This window comes from Microbacterium album (genome assembly GCF_014643695.1).
GTDB lineage: Bacteria > Actinomycetota > Actinomycetes > Actinomycetales > Microbacteriaceae > Microbacterium > Microbacterium album.
Map to the genome: position 1 here is coordinate 21,954 of NZ_BMJY01000023.1, position 14,916 is coordinate 36,869.

Annotated in this window: 19 protein-coding genes; 10 read left to right on the forward strand and 9 right to left on the reverse strand. The window is 71.3% G+C overall.

The annotated features are described in order from the left end of the window. Nucleotides 1-11: 11 nt before the first annotated feature. Nucleotides 12-467 carry a recombinase family protein gene (locus IEX37_RS15130; RefSeq protein ID WP_188757207.1) on the reverse strand — a complete coding sequence of 152 codons (456 nt, stop codon included), beginning with the start codon at nucleotides 465-467 and terminating at the stop codon, nucleotides 12-14. A 106-nt stretch (nucleotides 468-573) separates the two neighbouring features. Further along, nucleotides 574-837: a glutaredoxin family protein gene (locus IEX37_RS15135; RefSeq protein ID WP_188757208.1), complete on the reverse strand. Its 264-nt coding sequence runs from the start codon at nucleotides 835-837 to the stop codon at nucleotides 574-576. Between the two features lie 136 nt (nucleotides 838-973). Here IEX37_RS15135 and IEX37_RS15140 point away from each other — a divergent pair, with 136 nt between their 5' ends. Genes IEX37_RS15140 through IEX37_RS15155 form a run of 4 tightly spaced genes read left to right on the forward strand, consistent with a single transcriptional unit; the run spans nucleotide 974 to nucleotide 4,774 of the window. Then, nucleotides 974-2,188, forward strand: a complete 1,215-nt coding sequence (locus IEX37_RS15140; protein ID WP_308421680.1) for a glycosyltransferase — start codon at nucleotides 974-976, stop codon at nucleotides 2,186-2,188. Nucleotides 2,189-2,241: 53 nt separating this feature from the next. After that, the gene (locus IEX37_RS15145) at nucleotides 2,242-3,162 is read left to right on the forward strand and encodes a metal ABC transporter substrate-binding protein (protein WP_188757210.1); all 921 of its coding nucleotides are present in this window, start codon (nucleotides 2,242-2,244) and stop codon (nucleotides 3,160-3,162) included. After that, nucleotides 3,159-3,905 carry a metal ABC transporter ATP-binding protein gene (locus tag IEX37_RS15150; RefSeq protein ID WP_188757211.1) on the forward strand — a complete coding sequence of 249 codons (747 nt, stop codon included), beginning with the start codon at nucleotides 3,159-3,161 and terminating at the stop codon, nucleotides 3,903-3,905. The genes IEX37_RS15145 and IEX37_RS15150 overlap by 4 nt, the downstream gene beginning before the upstream one ends. Continuing rightward, nucleotides 3,902-4,774, forward strand: a complete 873-nt coding sequence (locus IEX37_RS15155; protein WP_188757212.1) for a metal ABC transporter permease — start codon at nucleotides 3,902-3,904, stop codon at nucleotides 4,772-4,774. The genes IEX37_RS15150 and IEX37_RS15155 overlap by 4 nt, the downstream gene beginning before the upstream one ends. 46 nt (nucleotides 4,775-4,820) lie before the next feature. Here IEX37_RS15155 and IEX37_RS15160 read toward each other — a convergent pair whose 3' ends face one another. Then, complete coding sequence (locus IEX37_RS15160) at nucleotides 4,821-5,510, reverse strand: DUF4386 domain-containing protein (protein ID WP_188757213.1); 690 nt, start codon at nucleotides 5,508-5,510, stop codon at nucleotides 4,821-4,823. A gap of 104 nt (nucleotides 5,511-5,614) precedes the next feature. Here IEX37_RS15160 and IEX37_RS15165 point away from each other — a divergent pair, with 104 nt between their 5' ends. Genes IEX37_RS15165 through IEX37_RS15175 form a run of 3 tightly spaced genes read left to right on the forward strand, consistent with a single transcriptional unit; the run spans nucleotide 5,615 to nucleotide 7,669 of the window. Next, nucleotides 5,615-6,331 carry a TetR/AcrR family transcriptional regulator gene (locus IEX37_RS15165; protein WP_188757214.1) on the forward strand — a complete coding sequence of 239 codons (717 nt, stop codon included), beginning with the start codon at nucleotides 5,615-5,617 and terminating at the stop codon, nucleotides 6,329-6,331. 46 nt (nucleotides 6,332-6,377) lie between these two features. Beyond that, the gene (locus IEX37_RS15170) at nucleotides 6,378-6,986 is read left to right on the forward strand and encodes an SRPBCC family protein (protein WP_229663309.1); all 609 of its coding nucleotides are present in this window, start codon (nucleotides 6,378-6,380) and stop codon (nucleotides 6,984-6,986) included. Next, complete coding sequence (locus IEX37_RS15175) at nucleotides 6,983-7,669, forward strand: DUF4166 domain-containing protein (RefSeq protein ID WP_229663310.1); 687 nt, start codon at nucleotides 6,983-6,985, stop codon at nucleotides 7,667-7,669. The genes IEX37_RS15170 and IEX37_RS15175 overlap by 4 nt, the downstream gene beginning before the upstream one ends. Before the next feature lie 54 nt (nucleotides 7,670-7,723). Here the strand turns inward: IEX37_RS15175 and IEX37_RS15180 are convergent, their stop codons facing one another. Both IEX37_RS15180 and IEX37_RS15185 read right to left on the reverse strand, forming a co-directional pair. Then, nucleotides 7,724-8,950: an Acg family FMN-binding oxidoreductase gene (locus IEX37_RS15180; RefSeq protein ID WP_188757215.1), complete on the reverse strand. Its 1,227-nt coding sequence runs from the start codon at nucleotides 8,948-8,950 to the stop codon at nucleotides 7,724-7,726. Then, a complete protein-coding gene (locus IEX37_RS15185; RefSeq protein WP_188757216.1) occupies nucleotides 8,940-9,596 on the reverse strand; it encodes a TetR/AcrR family transcriptional regulator in 657 nt (218 codons plus the stop codon). Before IEX37_RS15185 ends, IEX37_RS15180 begins: the two co-directional genes overlap by 11 nt. Before the next feature lie 170 nt (nucleotides 9,597-9,766). Between IEX37_RS15185 and IEX37_RS15190 the strand changes: the two genes are divergently transcribed. Both IEX37_RS15190 and IEX37_RS15195 read left to right on the forward strand, forming a co-directional pair. Continuing rightward, a complete protein-coding gene (locus IEX37_RS15190) occupies nucleotides 9,767-10,282 on the forward strand; it encodes a DUF3995 domain-containing protein (protein ID WP_188757217.1) in 516 nt (171 codons plus the stop codon). A gap of 31 nt (nucleotides 10,283-10,313) precedes the next feature. Next, nucleotides 10,314-10,838, forward strand: coding sequence for a TspO/MBR family protein (locus IEX37_RS15195; protein ID WP_188757218.1), 525 nt, complete (start codon nucleotides 10,314-10,316; stop codon nucleotides 10,836-10,838). Between the two features lie 170 nt (nucleotides 10,839-11,008). Here the strand turns inward: IEX37_RS15195 and IEX37_RS15200 are convergent, their stop codons facing one another. From IEX37_RS15200 to IEX37_RS15210, 3 genes are all read right to left on the reverse strand, one after another. Continuing rightward, nucleotides 11,009-12,316, reverse strand: coding sequence for an HNH endonuclease family protein (locus IEX37_RS15200; protein ID WP_229663311.1), 1,308 nt, complete (start codon nucleotides 12,314-12,316; stop codon nucleotides 11,009-11,011). Nucleotides 12,317-12,728: 412 nt separating this feature from the next. Further along, nucleotides 12,729-13,412 (reverse strand): cation efflux transmembrane domain-containing protein, encoded by a 684-nt coding sequence (locus IEX37_RS15205; protein ID WP_188757219.1) that lies wholly within the window; start codon nucleotides 13,410-13,412, stop codon nucleotides 12,729-12,731. Continuing rightward, complete coding sequence (locus tag IEX37_RS15210; protein ID WP_308421681.1) at nucleotides 13,409-13,771, reverse strand: ArsR/SmtB family transcription factor; 363 nt, start codon at nucleotides 13,769-13,771, stop codon at nucleotides 13,409-13,411. The genes IEX37_RS15205 and IEX37_RS15210 overlap by 4 nt, the downstream gene beginning before the upstream one ends. A gap of 171 nt (nucleotides 13,772-13,942) precedes the next feature. Here IEX37_RS15210 and IEX37_RS15215 point away from each other — a divergent pair, with 171 nt between their 5' ends. Continuing rightward, nucleotides 13,943-14,353 (forward strand): hypothetical protein, encoded by a 411-nt coding sequence (locus tag IEX37_RS15215; RefSeq protein WP_188757220.1) that lies wholly within the window; start codon nucleotides 13,943-13,945, stop codon nucleotides 14,351-14,353. A 96-nt stretch (nucleotides 14,354-14,449) separates the two neighbouring features. Here IEX37_RS15215 and IEX37_RS15220 read toward each other — a convergent pair whose 3' ends face one another. Further along, entirely contained in the window at nucleotides 14,450-14,740 is a 291-nt protein-coding gene (locus IEX37_RS15220; protein ID WP_188757221.1) for a hypothetical protein, read from the reverse strand. Nucleotides 14,741-14,916 lie beyond the last annotated feature (176 nt).

Here is a 14,916-nt window from a genome sequence, read left to right on the forward strand (position 1 = left end):
GGAGGGGGCGGTCAGTCCGCGGGTGCGCGCAGGTGCGGAGCCCCGTGGGACAGCACCTTCACGACGACGCCGCGGCGCGACAGCGCGGTGATCGTGCGCGTGCCTTCGTCGATGTCGCGTCCCAGGGCCCGCACGCTCGTCACGACGAGCACGTCGCCCGGCTTGAGGGTCTCGAACAGGCGTGTCAGGCGCCGCTCCCAGGACTCGAGGGTCTCGGGCGCGGGGTGCCGGAAGCCCTCGATCGGGACGCCGAACCGCGTGAGGTCCTCCCGCTGCTGGACCACGGAGGGCATGTCGTCGCGCGCGACGACGAGCCCCACCAGTCGGGCGCCCACGGGCCGGGCGCGCCACCAGTTGCGGTCCTCCTGCAACTCCGTGAAGCACACGGGGCACGCGACGGCGGTGTGCGCGTGCGCGGGCTCGACGCCCTCCGAAGGTCCGCTCTCCTGGCTCAGCGTCTCCGCCACGTCCGCTCCCTCATGCTCCCCGGGTCCGCCACCCGGGCTCGGACCACACGACCATTGTGCCGTGTCCCGCTGTGCGATGGCAGAGGTGTGGGCTCCGTGCCCGTCGTCAGATGAGGTGGAGCTCGCGCAGCTTCGCCTCGACGTCCGCGTTGCTGGGCTCGACGTGGTGGGTCGCGTCGGGGTAGACCACCACGGGGATGTTCGTGCGACCGGAGATGTCCTTCGCCACGTCGGCCGCGGCCGGCTCGGCCTCGAGGTCGATGTAGGCGTAGTCGACGCCGAGGTCGTCGAGCTGGGCCTTGGTGCGGCGGCAGTCGCGGCACCAGTCGGCGCCGAACATCGTGATGCGGGTGCTGTCGACGGAGGTCATGCGTCCAGGCTACGCCCGCCGATGGCCCGGTAGCGCGTTCGCCGCTGGGGAGGACGGATCGGGGCCGGTGCGGGGCATGACACGATGGATGGGACCCGCCGGGGAGCGGGACGCCGCGCACAGGGAGGAACGGGACGTGGACGATGCGACGAGCGCCGACCGCGCCGGCGCCCGGGGCCGCCCCCCGCACCGCTGCGACGTCACGGTGATCGTCCCGACGCGCAACGAGCGGGCCAACGTCGCGGAGATGGTGAGGCAGCTGGGCGAGGCGCTCGCCGGCCGCCGGGCCGAGATCCTGTTCGTCGACGACAGCGAGGACGGCACGCCAGACGAGGTCGAGCGCATCGCCGCCGACGCGCCGCTGCCGGTCCGGGTCGTCCACCGTCCGGCGGGGCACCGGACGGGTGGCCTGGGCGGCGCCGTCGTCGCGGGGCTGCGAGCCGCCGCGGCCGACGTGTGCGTCGTCATGGACGGCGACCTGCAGCATCCGCCCGCGCTCGTCCCGGCTCTCGTCGACCGCCACGCCCGCGGCGACTCCGACGCGGTCGTCGCATCGCGCTACATCGGCGGCGGCGACTCCGCGGGCCTCGGCACGACGCTGCGCTTCGGGGTGTCGCGCGCCGCCACGCTGGTGACCAAGGCGATGTTCCCCCTGCGCCTGCACGGCACGAGCGATCCCATGACGGGGTTCTTCCTGGTCGACCGCAGCAGGGTGGACCTCGAGGCCCTGCGGCCCAGCGGGTTCAAGATCCTGCTGGAGCTGCTCGTGCGCGGCGACCTGCGCGTCGCGGAAGTGCCGATGCGGTTCGGTGAGCGGCGCGAGGGCGATTCGAAGGCGACGATGCGTCAGGGCGTGACGTTCCTGGCACACCTCGCCCGCCTCCGGTTCGGGAAGATGTCGGCATTCGCGCTCATCGGCGCGGTGGGCGCCGTGGCGAACATCGCCATCGTGTGGCTGCTGACGACGCTCGGCATGGGGTACATCTGGGCGGCGATCATCGCGGCGGAGACGACGATCATCGCCAACTTCCTCCTCGCCGAGCGCTTCGTGTTCGCCGATATGCGCGGCCGCGCGGCGAGCCTGCGCCGGCGGTTCCTCGCGTCCTTCACGTTCAACAACGCCGAGGCCGCCATCCGGATCCCCGTCCTGGCGTTCCTCGTGGAGACCTGGGCGATCTCGAGCGTGCTCGGCACGGCCATCACGCTCGCCGTCGCGTTCGTCGCCCGCTTCGTGTTCCACTCCCTCGTGGTCTACGCCCCGCGCCGCCCCCGCGAGCCCGGCACCGAGACGGCGGGCCAGCGCATCATCCGCGTCATCGACGAAGAGGCCATGAAGCCCGGCGAGCTCTGACGCCCGTCCGGGCGTGAGTTGCCCTCGGCAGCGCGAGCGGCTAATTTTTCGGCATGCCTAAAAATCGCCGCGCCGGAGCCGCCGCGGTGGTCGCCGTTCTCGGGGCGGCCACCCTCGTCGGATGCACCGATGCGGGCGGCGCCGACGACGGACGTCCCGTCGTGCTCACGACGTTCACGGTGCTGGCCGACATCGCCCGCAACGTCGCCGGCGAGCACCTCCGCGTCGAGTCGATCACGAAGGTCGGAGCGGAGATCCACGGCTACGAGCCGACCCCCGGCGACATCCGTGTCGCGTCCGAGGCGGATCTCATCCTCGACAACGGGCTGAACCTCGAGGCCTGGTTCGCGCAGTTCGTGCAGACGGTCGACGTTCCGCACGTCGTCGTGTCGGAGGGTGTGGAGGTCATCGACATCGCCGGGGACGCGGGAGCCGGCGCGCCGAACCCGCATGCGTGGATGAGCCCGCTGGCCGTGCAGATCTATGTCGACAACATGGTCGACGCGTTCGCCGAGCTCGCGCCCGAGCACGCCGAGTCGTTCGCGGAGCAGGGGGAGGCCTACAAGGGGGAGCTGCAGGAGGTGCACGACGAGCTCGTCGCCGCGTTGGCGCCGCTGCCCGACACCCAGCGGGCGCTCGTGACGTGCGAGGGCGCGTTCTCCTACCTGGCGCGCGACGCCGGGCTCACCGAGGCGTACATCTGGCCCGTGAACGCCGAGCAGGAGGCCACGCCGCAGCGGATCGCCGCGACGATCGAGTTCGTGCGCGAGCACGACGTGCCCGCGGTGTTCTGCGAGTCGACCGTGTCGGATCGCGCGATGCGCCAGGTCGTCGAGGCCACGGGCGCCGAGTTCGGGGGAGTGCTCTATGTCGACTCGCTGTCCGAGGCGGATGGACCCGTGCCGACCTACCTCGACCTCATCCGCCACGACGTCGCCACGATCGTCGCGGGCCTGACGGGGCGCGCTCCGTGACCCCCGCGATTGACGTCGACTCCGTCACGGTGCGCTACGGCGACGTGACGGCGGTGGAGGACGTCTCCTTCGCCCTCCCCGAGGGCGGCGTGACGGGCCTGATCGGGATGAACGGGTCGGGCAAGTCGACGCTCTTCAAGACCCTCATGGGGATGATCCGCCCTCAGGCCGGGACGGTGCGGCTGGCCGGGACGACGCCCGCCGTCGCCCGCCGGCGGGGCCTGGTCGGGTACGTGCCGCAGAGCGAGGACGTGGACTGGGCCTTCCCCGTGAGCGTCCGCGACGTCGTCATGATGGGGCGGTACGGGTCGCAGGGCGTGACCCGGCGCGTCCGCGCCGTCGATCGCGACGCGGTCGACGAGGCGCTCGCCCGGGTCGAGCTGACCGAGCTCGCCGAGCGGCAGATCGGGCGGCTGTCGGGAGGGCAGCGCAAGCGCGCATTCGTGGCCCGCGGGATCGCCCAGGGGGCGCGCATCCTGCTGCTGGACGAGCCGTTCGCGGGCGTCGACAAGCGATCCGAGGCGACCATCGTGCGGCTGCTGCGCGAGCTGGCGGACGACGGATGCACCGTGCTCATCTCGACGCACGATCTGCAGGCGCTGCCGAGCCTCGCCGACGAGGCGATCCTGCTGCTGCGGCGCGTGCTGTTCCACGGCGGGGTCGCGGAGGCCCTGCAGCCGGAGAACCTCGCGCGCGCGTTCGGCCTCGACGTGCTGCCCCGCCCGGAGGGAGAGGCGCCGTGAGTGTCCTCGACGTGCTCCTCGTGCCGCTGCAGTACGACTTCATGCTCCGCGCGCTGGGCGCGACCGTGGTGGCGGCGATCGTGTGCGCCGTGCTCTCGTGCTGGCTCGTGCTGGTCGGCTGGTCGCTCATGGGCGACGCCGTCTCGCACGCCGTGCTGCCCGGCGTCGTGATCGCCTACGTCGTCGGCGCTCCGTTCGCGCTCGGCGCGCTCGTGTTCGGCCTGCTCGCCGTCGCGCTCATCGGGCTCATCCGCGGGACCAGTCGCGTCAAGGAGGACGCGGCGATCGGGATCGTGTTCACGACGCTGTTCGCGCTCGGCCTGGTGCTGATCTCCGTCACGCCGAGCCAGACCGACCTGAATCACATCATCTTCGGCAACATCCTCGGCGTCTCGTCGGCCGAGCTGCTGCAGATCGCGGTGCTCGCCGTCGTCGCGTTCGTCGCGCTGCTCGTCAAGCGGCGGGACCTGACCCTGTACGCGTTCGATCCGGCGCACGCGTTCGCGATCGGTCTGTCGCCCCGGATGCTCGGCGCGCTCCTGCTCGGGGTGCTCGCGCTCACTTCCGTGGTCGCGCTGCAGGTGGTGGGCGTGATCCTCGTGGTCGCGATGCTGATCATCCCCGGCGCGACGGCGTATCTGCTGACCGACCGGTTCGGGCGCATGCTCGTGATCGCGCCCGTGCTGTCGGCGCTCGCCGCGGTGGTCGGCATCTACGTGAGCTTCTGGCTGGATGCGGCCTCGGGCGGACTGGTCGTGCTCGTGCAGGGGGCGGTGTTCACGCTCGCGTATCTGTTCAGCCCGCGCCAGGGCGTGCTGACCGCGAGGCTGCGGACGCGGCGACGGACCCGCGCGGCCGAGCGCGCCTAGCTCCGACCGCTCGGGCTCGTGAGGTCGCGCCGGGGGCGTGCGCCGCTCAGCTCGCGGGTTGCAGCGCAGGGGCGGCGGAGAGGCGCGCGACGGCCTCACGGCGGAAGCCGCGCACCACCAGCCACACGCCCAGGCCGATCTCCCACAGCGCGATCGGCAGGGCCGCCACCGCCGCGATGCCGGACACCTGGTCCACCATCCCGAAGAGCGAGCCGGTCGTGGAGGCCAGCAGCAGCGGTGCCCCGAAGATGCCGAGCAGCGGGAGGGCGCGAGGCACCAGGCCGGAGCGATACAGGGCCGTGCCGAGCAGGAGCGCGTTGGCGACCGGGATCAGTCCGGGGCCGAGCAGGAACGCCCAGTCGTGCACTGCGACGAGCGCCGCCTCCGTCGCGGAGCCGTCGGGATCGCGCGGCACGTCCAGGAGCGAGAGCATCGCGACGACGCCGATCATGATGACGGCGCCCTCGACCAGTCGAGCGGCGACGAAGCCGAGCGCGAGCGTCTCGCTGTGGCGGCGCACGATCGGATACAGGGCCACGGCCGTGCCCACGCAGGCGACGGCGAGCACGACCTCGAGCGCCGCGGCCCACCGCAGCGCGTCGACCTGGCCGGGAAGCGCGAGGCTCGCGGGGTCGGCCAGCACCGGGGCCTTCAGTGCGAGCGCGGGGATCGACGTGACGATCGTGAGCAGGTAGAGGGCGCCGGCGACCAGGGCGACGCGTCGGGGGTGGGACATCTCGGCCTCTCGGGTTCGGTGGGTGTACGCCGTACACCTCTGTTGATGATGAGCGTAGGTGTACGCTGTACGCCTGTCAATCGTCCGGGAGCGGAGGGAGCGGGATGCCGGCTGCGGAGGAGGCTCGTCGGACGCCGCTGACGCGCGAGCGCGCGCTGAGCGAGGCCGTGGCGCTCGCCGATGCCGAGGGGATCGACGCCGTCAGCATGCGCAACCTCGCCGCCCGCCTCGGCGTCGTCCCGATGGCCCTCTACAAGCACGTGGCGAACAAGGAGGACCTGCTCGGCGGCGTGGTGGACGTGCTGATCGGCGAGTACGCGGCCCCGGAGCCCGGCCTGGAGTGGAAGGAGGCGGTGCGCGCCCGCATCCTCTCGGCCCGCGACGTCCTGCTGCGCCACCCGTGGGCGCGGCGGGTGATCGAGACGCGGGCGAAGCGGACGCCCGTCGTGCTCGGCTACATGGACTCGCTCGCGGGGATGTTCATGGCGGGCGGGCTGTCGGCCGACCTCACCCATCACGCGATGCACGTGCTCGGCCACCGGATCTGGGGCTTCAACCCCGAGGCCTTCGAGGGCCCCGACGCGCTGCCCGTGCCCGAGGATCCGGCGGAGCGCGAGCGGATGATCCAGTACGTGTCCCAGACGTACCCGAACATCCTCGCCATCGCCGTCGCGACGTCCGGGGGCGCGATCGGTCCCGACGGGCCCGGGTGCGACGAGCAGTACGAGTTCGAGCTCGGCCTCGACCTCATCCTCGACGCCGTCGAACGCCTGCACGAGGCCGGCTGGACGTCGCGGCGCGCGCCGGCAGGCTCGCCCTGACGGCCACGCCACGCGGCGTTGGATAGGGTCGCTTCTCGGGAGTGTCATGAGAGCGCTGAGCCGGCCGAGGCCGCTGTACATCGAGTCGCTGATCCGGGCGGATCTCGACCGGGTGTGGCAGCTGACGCAGGACCCCGCGCTGCACGCGCGCTGGGACCTGCGCTTCAGCGCGATCGTCCCGGAGTCAGCAGACGAGCGCGGCCGCGTGCGGTTCCGGTACGAGCGTCGCCTCCCGCTGCACCGCATCCGCGGCACGGGGATCTCCCTCGGCGAGCGCGAACGCTCGGACGGCACGCGGACGTCGGCGCTGGCTTTCGAGACGGACGACCGGCTCTCGCCGCTGCGCGGCGGGCGCGGCTACTGGCGCTACACCCCCACGCCCGAGGGCGTCCGTTTCGTCACCGGCTACGACTACGTCCCCGGCTTCGGTCGGATCCCGGACCTGGTGCTGCGCCCTGTGATCCTCTGGATGACCGCGTGGAGCTTCGACCGGCTGCGCATCTGGGCCGAGACCGGCGTCCCGCCCGAGCGCTGGGGGTCGTGGTCGGTGCTGGCCTGGTGGCGCCCCGGCCGTCCCCGCGCCCGCCGCTGCCGCACGGCGCCCCCGCGCAGGGACGTGATGGCGGACGCGCCCGCGACTCTGGGGGAGCTGTGACCGAAGCCGCGCCGATCTTCGCCGCCGCGCTCGGCGAGGAGCGTTTCGCACGGCTGCACCCGATGCTGCAGCGCCGCTTCGGCGTCTCGCTCGCGGGCGGGTACGGCTGCGTCGGCAGCGGCACGATGACCCGCGTCCGCCGCGGCCCGTGGTGGACCGTGCCGTTCCTCCTGTTCGGCCGGCTGCGGCGGATCCTCGTGCCGATCGCGGGCGAGCAGATCCCGTTCCGGATCGAGAACTACGCCTACCGCGATCCCTTCGGACGGGAGACGGTCACGTTCGTGCGGGAATTCCTCATGAACCGCCGCCCCGCCCGCTTCGACGCGACGATGGTCCTCGATCCGGCCCGGGCCATCGTCGTCGACTACCTCGGCACGCACCAGCACCTCGCGGTCGACCTCGACCTCGACGTGGATGAGCACGGCGCGCTGCTGCTGCGCTCCGGGGAGCAGCGCTTCTACGAGGGACCGATCGCGTTCCGCTTCCCGATGCTGTTCTCGGGCAGCGCCCGCCTCCGGGAGCACTACGACGACGCCCGCGGGGCGTTCCACATCCACCTCGAGGTGCACAACCGGGCCTTCGGCTTCCTGTTCGGCTACGAGGGCTGGTTCCGCTGCGAGTTCCCGCCCGCGTCCGACGCCCCCGCCCGCCTCAAGCCCCGCCGACACGAAGCCCGGCTGTGACGCGCGCGGGCCCGCGGAAGCGATGCCGCTGCTGACGGGGGAGATGACCGGAAGTCAGTACGCGGTGTCGGGCTCGCCGCTGCGCGACTGAGCGTCGGCGAGGACGTCCTCGACCGCTCGGCGCGGGCTCGGGGGAGCGGCCACCGTGGGGTGTCCGATCCGGAAGGTCATGATCGCGTGTCCGGCGGGCACGAGGTCGGCGAGTTCGCGCGTGAAGTGCGGATCGAGCCCGGCCGATTCCTCCCGATCGACGCGCTCGGGGATCTGGCACAGCGGCTGCATCGCGATGCCGTCCGCCGTCGCCATCAGGTGCAGGCGCTGGTAGGCGCGCCCTGCGGCCAGGCGCGCGGCCGGGTCATGCCCGTCGGGGACCACGAGAGCTCCGAACGCGGCCGCGGTGGGCACCTGGGTGTCGCGCGTGCCCCGCAGCCATCCGTCGTGATTCTGCTCGCGCGTCGTCGGGAAGATCTTCGCGACCGTCCGGATGAACGCGGGCTGCCCCGAGGCGTCGATCGTGACGCCGTCCCGCAGCCGCTGGATGTCGCGCCACTCCGAGCGGTACCAGCGGTGGTCGTCCGCCGCCTGATCCGGATCCGCGATGATCGCCTCGGTCGCGCGCACCGTCAGGTCGCCGAACGCGCGTCGTTCGTCGTCGTCCGCGAGCCACAGCAGCGAGACGCCGGCGCCCTCGGCGGCGTCACGGTAGCGCTTCAGCGCCGCGTCCGACACGGGGCGTTCGGCAAGGTACGCCGCGCGGTCGGTGTGCCGCGAGGGGATCGCGTCGGCCAGCGGCGACGCGGTGCGGGCGGTGGGCGCGAGGTCCACTCGTGCTACGTGACCCGGGTCGGACGGGTCTGGCAGCAGCGTCGGGGTCGCCCGAAGGCCGGCGAGCGGCGCGACCGTGAGGAGGTTCTCCAGCGCGCACCCGAGGGAGATCTGCTGCTCGCGCAGCAGCGGATCGATCGTGCCGATCGTGCGGGTGCCGTCGGCGAACACGTCGATGCGGTCCGGCTCCACGCGGAAGATCCACGGCTGGGTGTTGTGCGCATTCGCGGCGAGGATCGCGGCGTGGACGAGGTCCCGCGGGCCCGACGGGGCCGGCAAGGACCACGGCTCGTACGCCGGCCCCGTGCCCGCGGCGAACACCCCGCCGTCCACGGAACGCCAGGTGAGCGCGCCCGCGGCCGCGACGGCGACGGACCCGGCGCCCCAGGCGCCGATCCGGAGCATGTCCCGGCGGGAGAGCCGTCCGCGGCCGCGAGGCGTTGCGTCACTCGTCATCGCCGTGCCCGTTCGTCCACAGCTCCCGCGCCGCCGGCGTCAGGTGCGGTTCCAGCACCGCGAACACGAGGTCGAGCAGGCGGGCGACCTCGGCGGGATCGTCGGCGTCGCCGGTGATCTCGAGCAGCGTGATCCAGTTCTCCGCCACGAGCCACACGGCCGCCAGCAGGTCGGGCAGCGGGGACCGGGGGCGCAGCAGCTCCCGTTCGACCAGCAGGCCCGCGAGCGCCGTCCACTCCTGCATGCGCTGGCGGTACGCGTCGCGATACGCGTCTGCGAGCTCCGGGTCGGCGCGCAGCAGCGCCACGAGCTCCCGCCCGAAGAACCGATACCGCCAGGCCAACGCGCCGCCGCGGACCATGCCCGCGCGCAGCGCGCCGAGCGGATTCGCCGCGATCGCCTCACCGCCTTCCGCCCAGTCCTGCGCGTGGTCGCGGATCATCTCGGCGAGCAGGCCGCGGATGATCTCGCGCTTGCCGGCGAAGTGGTAGTAGAGGTTGCCGGGGCTGATGCCCAGCTCGGCCGCGATGCGGTTCGTGCTGACCGCCGCCGTGCCGTGGTCGTTGAACAGCGCGCGGGCCGCCTCGAGGATCCGGGCACGGGTGGCATCCGATCGGGGGGTCGGACGTGGCGGATTAGAGTTCACGCTCTAATTAGAGCGAAGACTCTAGATAATCGCAAGTCGCGGCCTCGCGCGCGGCGTGGCCGGCGCACGCCGCGCTCGGTTCCGGGTGCAGGTGCGCTCGGCTAGCGTTGCGTACTGTCCGTCCCGTCGATGCCGCGGGCTCAGGGCCGATCGGTGCGGCGAAGGGGAGTATGACCACGGGAGAGGGATCAGTCCGACAGCGCCATCCCGTGCCGGTGGCGCTGTGGGTCGCCGCCGTGGTCGGCACTGTGCACGGGGCGTGGAGCCTCTACTGGGCGTTCGGGGGACGGGCGCTGCTGGACACCGTGGGGCAGTGGGCGGTCCAGGCCGTCGATGACGAGCCTGCGCTCGCGTTCGCCGTCCTGCTCGGTGTGGGCATCCTCAAGCTGCTGGCGGCCTGGATCCCGCTGCTTTCCGAACGCGGTCACCTCCCGGGGCGACCGCTGTGGCGGCTGGTGGCCTGGGTGGGCGGCCCCGCGCTCGTCCTGTATGGGCTGCTCAACGCCGCCGTGGCCGGCGCAGTCCTGCTCGGGTGGACCGGGACGCCGGCCGACGATCGCCCGGGTCTGATCGGCCATGCGCTGATCTGGGATCCGATGTTCGCCGTCTGGGGTGCGGCGTTGACCCTGGGGCTGGTCGCCACCCGCAACCGCAGGGGGAGAGACCCTGCGGGCCGGTCGCTATAGTGGACGGCTACCGACAGGCGAGGGGGCACCGATGAGCGAGACACGAGCTGCACCCGGCCTGCGTCGACAGATCGTCGTCGCGGCGATCCTGCTGCTCATCGTCGCGGCGATCGCGGTCGTCGGATCGCTGGCGAACTCGGGAAACGCCGAAGGGTGGTACCAGGACGTCCGCAAGGTGCCCTGGAATCCGCCCGGCGCGGTGTTCGGTCCGGTGTGGACGGTCCTCTACATCGCCATCGCGGCTGCGGGCTTTCTGGTGTGGCGCGCGGGGCAGCGGCAGGGAGCCGACCGCGCTCGACCGTGGCTCGTGGTGTACGGGGTCCATCTCGCGCTGAACGCGGCATGGTCGCCAGCGTTCTTCGCCGGCTACCCGGTGCTCGGCCCCGCGGCCTGGTGGATCGCAGCCGCGATCATCGTGCTGCTGGTGATCGCCGTCGCCTGGCTCACTGCCGCGGCATGGCGCTACAGCCGCATCGCGACGATCCTGTTGGCGCCGTACCTGCTGTGGCTGCTGTTCGCCTCGACGCTCAACATCGGCATCATCGCGCTGAACTGACCGTCGGCGCGTCCGTGTGGTGTCGGGCCGGCTGAGCACGGACGTGACGGTGACGTGAGCGGCGAGGGCAGCGGCGAGCGACCCTACGCGGTGTTCGCGACGGGGCGGTCGACCTAGGGCCTGCGTCGGGCCGCCGAAGGTCGAAAGAAGTCCTCTGGGGACACCGGCCGCTAGGCCGCACGCCAGCGCAGGCGGGAGTCTTCCGCCGTGGTCTTGCACACCATGGCCGTGCCTCTGTTCGTCACACCCGTCGCCCCTTCACTCGAGCAGAATGACCCTGGGTGCACGGTCTGCGGCACTGGTGCCGGCGGCTCCGGCGGAGCGGGCGCCGGCTCAGGCTGTGCGGGGGCCGGTTGCGCGGGTGCCGGCTCGGGGTGTGCAGGGGCCGGGGCCGGCTGAACCGGAGCGGGAGCTGGCTGTGGCGGCGCAGGCTGCGGCGGCGCGGGCTGCGGCGGGGCAGGCGGTGGCGGCGCGGGCGCCGGCTCCTCTACGAGGGGTGCAGGTGCAAACGGTGAGACGAACGCCTCCTGCTCCGGGCATCCGCGGAGAATCTGCTCGATCGCGGCCTTCTCCGATTCGGTCACCCAGAGGTGATAGGTCGCCTTGGCGGAAACTTGGCGGGCCACGTACTCGCAGCGGAAGGCCGTCTCGGGCGGCAGCCACGTTGCTGCGTTGCCCTTGCTCTTCTGCCCCTTGACGGTGCCCTCGACCGCGAGCAAATTGATCGGATCATTCGCGAGGGACACCCGTTGTTGCTGCGTGAGATCCTGCGCTCCGGTTCTCCAGGCGTCCACCAAGGAGACGACATGATCCACCTGGACAAGGTGAGACGTATCGGCGCCTCGTTTGAACGAGATCTTCTCGCCTTTGTAGGGACCGTTCAACGTGCCGGACAGGACCGTGCAAGACCCCTCAAGCGTGACGTCGACGAGGTCGCGCTGAAGGATGTCGTTCCGGGTGTCGCAACCATTTCCATCGACATCGAGCCAGGACTCCCCGAAGTGAAGGACGCGGTCATAACCGGCTTTAGGGGCCGGTGCCTTCACCGGCAGTATTGCGAGAACCTCGAGGGCCGTCTTGTGGGAGATATCGACTTCCGCGGTGCTAGGGCCTGCTACGTAGGCAACCACTTTGGCGGGGGCATCCGGCTCAACGTATTCCTCCGGCGCGGGGGAAGGCGAAGGGCTCGGGGATCCGGGCACAGAGTTGCTCGCGTCCGAGCTCGGTTGGCTTGTCGGCGCGGCGACATCTGCTTCCGAGCGCTCTGGCGCGTATCCCGTTGCGCTGAGGACACCGCCCGCGACAAGCATGAGCGCCAAACCGCCAGCGAGCGCGCCTGAAGCGGCCTTGCGGTGTGGCAGACGCATGAGGCTGGCGCGCCCGGTCGCGAGAGCGTAAATTCCGCAGCAGATTCCAACGACGGCGACCATCGCCAGTAGGCCACCCAGCCCACCACTGCTGATGCCGATGATCAGCACTGGGGAAAGTGCCACGAGGTACGGCCACTTCGGCACCCAGGCAGGCCATGAACGGCGAGTGCGGGGAACATCGGACATAGCTCTCCAAAAGATCGCGTCATGCACCGAATCGCATGGCACGCCCTGTGGGTAGATGGGGAGCAATGCGTGGGCAAAACCTCGGGGTTCCACCACTATGGCCTCCCGCTGGTGGAATTGGCTAGTCCCTGCGCCGGGTTTACTCGAGGCTCGAGTAGAGTCTCCGCATCGGCTATCCACAACAGGTAGACGGAATATTGCCTGGTGCAGACTTGGAAGGTCCAGCGCGAGACAGCGCAGTGACTGGGTTGTGTCGTTGCGAGAGATCTCGCTCACTGACGCGTCGGCACATGCTCATTCCGGTGTCACGCCGGTACAAGGCCTCGCGTGAAGCTCAGTGGTCGTGGTCGTGGTCGTGGCCGTCGTGGTGCTCGTCCTCGAGCAGCATGCCGACCGGCGTCGCGCACGCGTCGCCGCGCCAGGCCTCGAGGCCCTCGCGGACCGCGAAGCCGGCGATCACCAGGGCCGCGACGGCGTCGGCCCACCACCAGCCGAGCAGGCTGTTCAGCAGCAGACCCGCCAGCACCGACGCGGACAGGTACGTGCAGATCAGGGTCTGCTTCGAGTCGGCCACCGCGGTCGCCGAACCGAGCTCGCGGCCCGCGCGCCGCTCCGCGAGCGACAGGAACGGCATGATCGCCACGCTGAGCGCGGCGATGACGATACCGACCGTGGAGTGCGCCACGTCGACCTGCAGGACCAGCGCGAGCACGGACGTGACGGTGACGTAGGCGGCGAGGGCGAAGAACGCGATCGCGATCACGCGCAGCGTCCCCTTCTCCCAGCGTTCGGGGTCGCGGCGCGTGAACTGCCAGGCGACCGCGGCCGCGGAGAGCACCTCGATGGTGGAGTCCAGCCCGAACCCGATGAGCGCCGCCGACGAAGCCGCGGCGCCGGCCGCGATCGCCACGACGGCCTCGACGAGGTTGTAGAGGATCGTCGCGGTGACGATCCAGCGGACTCGGCGCTGCAGCAGGCGGCGGCGCTCGTCCGTCAGGGGAGCAGGGGCGATGCTCATGCGCAGGTGCAGTTCTCTCCGGCGCAGCAGTCCGGCTCGACGTACAGGACGACGCGCATCAGCTCGTCGAGCGCCGGTGCGAGGTGCGAATCCGCCAGCCGGTACCAGGTGCGGCGGCCATCCGGGATCGCTTCGACCAGCCCGCACCCGCGCAGGCACGCGAGCTGGTTCGACATCACCTGGCGCGACACGCCGAGCGCGTCCGCCAGGTGGGACGGATAGGCCGGCGCCTCGCGCAGGGCGAGCAGCACACCCGCCCGCGTCGGATCGGACAGCGCGTGGCCGAGACGGGCGAGGGCGGCCGTGTGCGTCGCGGCGGCGAGCGTCGGGGGCATGGTGACGAGAGTACACGTCGTCATGAATTAATGGGAGCGTGTACTGTCCATGCTCGTCCGACTCAACTCACCACGAAGCCGGCAGGGCTGTGCTTGCCCTGCGTCGCGGCCTACGCTGCCGGCGTGACGAGTGTTACGGGTTCGAGCGCACGCCGTGTCGTGCGTGCGACACGCTTATCGCGGTGGAAAGGCGCGGTGGCGGTCCTCCTCATCGGGGCGAGCACGACCATGGCGCTTTCGGGCTGCGCCGGCCCGCCCGGCGTCGCGGATCGCACCTATCGTGGGTTGCCGACTTCACCCGCGTTGCCCGAACCCGCCGATCCCCTCCCCGAAGAGCCGATGGCGAGCTGGCTTGAGGATTCCAACCGGATCGCCCTCGTGACGTGGGGAAGCTCCGCCTGCCCGCGCGTGGTCACGGCCATCGAGGCGCGGGACGCTTCGACGGTGCAATTGACGCTCGAGCCCTCGGGCAGAGAGGTCTGCACCGCTGACATGTCGCCCACCACTCACGAGCTCACCCTCCCGGACGACGCGACCGGCCGCCCCCTGACCCTGCTGCTGACGTACACCGACTGGCCCGAGGCGACCGAACTGACCCTCGAGTAACGACGGCCTCCCTCCGCCAAGAACAGTCGCTATGGACACGGCATAGCGGTCTTGCTGTGTACAGCGGTAGAGGGCGGTGCGGAGGAGATGTCGAGGTCAGGCCAGTGCCGTTCCGAGCGGTTGCATGACGACAATGGCGATCGCGCCGAGCAGCAGCACGACGACGGTCGCGTACTGACCGTTCTGCCAGGTGGCTGGGTGGCCGGCACGGCATGGCCGTCCCGGCCGCACCGGATTGCGACACCCTCCACCCCGTCGCGTCGGCGCGCCGCACTGAGTACGCCCAGGACGGCCGTTCACAGCGGTCGTGAGAGCTATCACAACGGCGAGGAAGCCGACCGCGAGCGCGAGGACGCCATCGGGATGCGCGGCCAGGTCTTGTAGCACAGCCGAAGCATAGCCAGTACGGTGCTTCGCCGACGTCACCCAATTCGCGGGCCGGTGGGTGCTTGTTGGTGCTCATCTGGCGCGTGATTCTGTGGCTAGTTGTAGTTCCCCGACACGTTGTGAACGTGTGAGCTGAGGCGAGGGCCTCCGGGGACGATGTGGGTTACCACACTCAC

Coding starts and splice junctions, on each gene's coding strand:
- IEX37_RS15135 (WP_188757208.1), bottom strand. CDS start 837: ATGACCTCCGTCGACAGCACCCGCATCACGATGTTCGGCGCCGACTGG.
- IEX37_RS15145 (WP_188757210.1), top strand. CDS start 2,242: ATGCCTAAAAATCGCCGCGCCGGAGCCGCCGCGGTGGTCGCCGTTCTC.
- IEX37_RS15160 (WP_188757213.1), bottom strand. CDS start 5,510: ATGTCCCACCCCCGACGCGTCGCCCTGGTCGCCGGCGCCCTCTACCTG.
- IEX37_RS15165 (WP_188757214.1), top strand. CDS start 5,615: ATGCCGGCTGCGGAGGAGGCTCGTCGGACGCCGCTGACGCGCGAGCGC.
- IEX37_RS15170 (WP_229663309.1), top strand. CDS start 6,378: ATGAGAGCGCTGAGCCGGCCGAGGCCGCTGTACATCGAGTCGCTGATC.
- IEX37_RS15180 (WP_188757215.1), bottom strand. CDS start 8,950: ATGACGAGTGACGCAACGCCTCGCGGCCGCGGACGGCTCTCCCGCCGG.
- IEX37_RS15190 (WP_188757217.1), top strand. CDS start 9,767: ATGACCACGGGAGAGGGATCAGTCCGACAGCGCCATCCCGTGCCGGTG.
- IEX37_RS15195 (WP_188757218.1), top strand. CDS start 10,314: ATGAGCGAGACACGAGCTGCACCCGGCCTGCGTCGACAGATCGTCGTC.
- IEX37_RS15205 (WP_188757219.1), bottom strand. CDS start 13,412: ATGAGCATCGCCCCTGCTCCCCTGACGGACGAGCGCCGCCGCCTGCTG.
- IEX37_RS15210 (WP_308421681.1), bottom strand. CDS start 13,771: ATGACGACGTGTACTCTCGTCACCATGCCCCCGACGCTCGCCGCCGCG.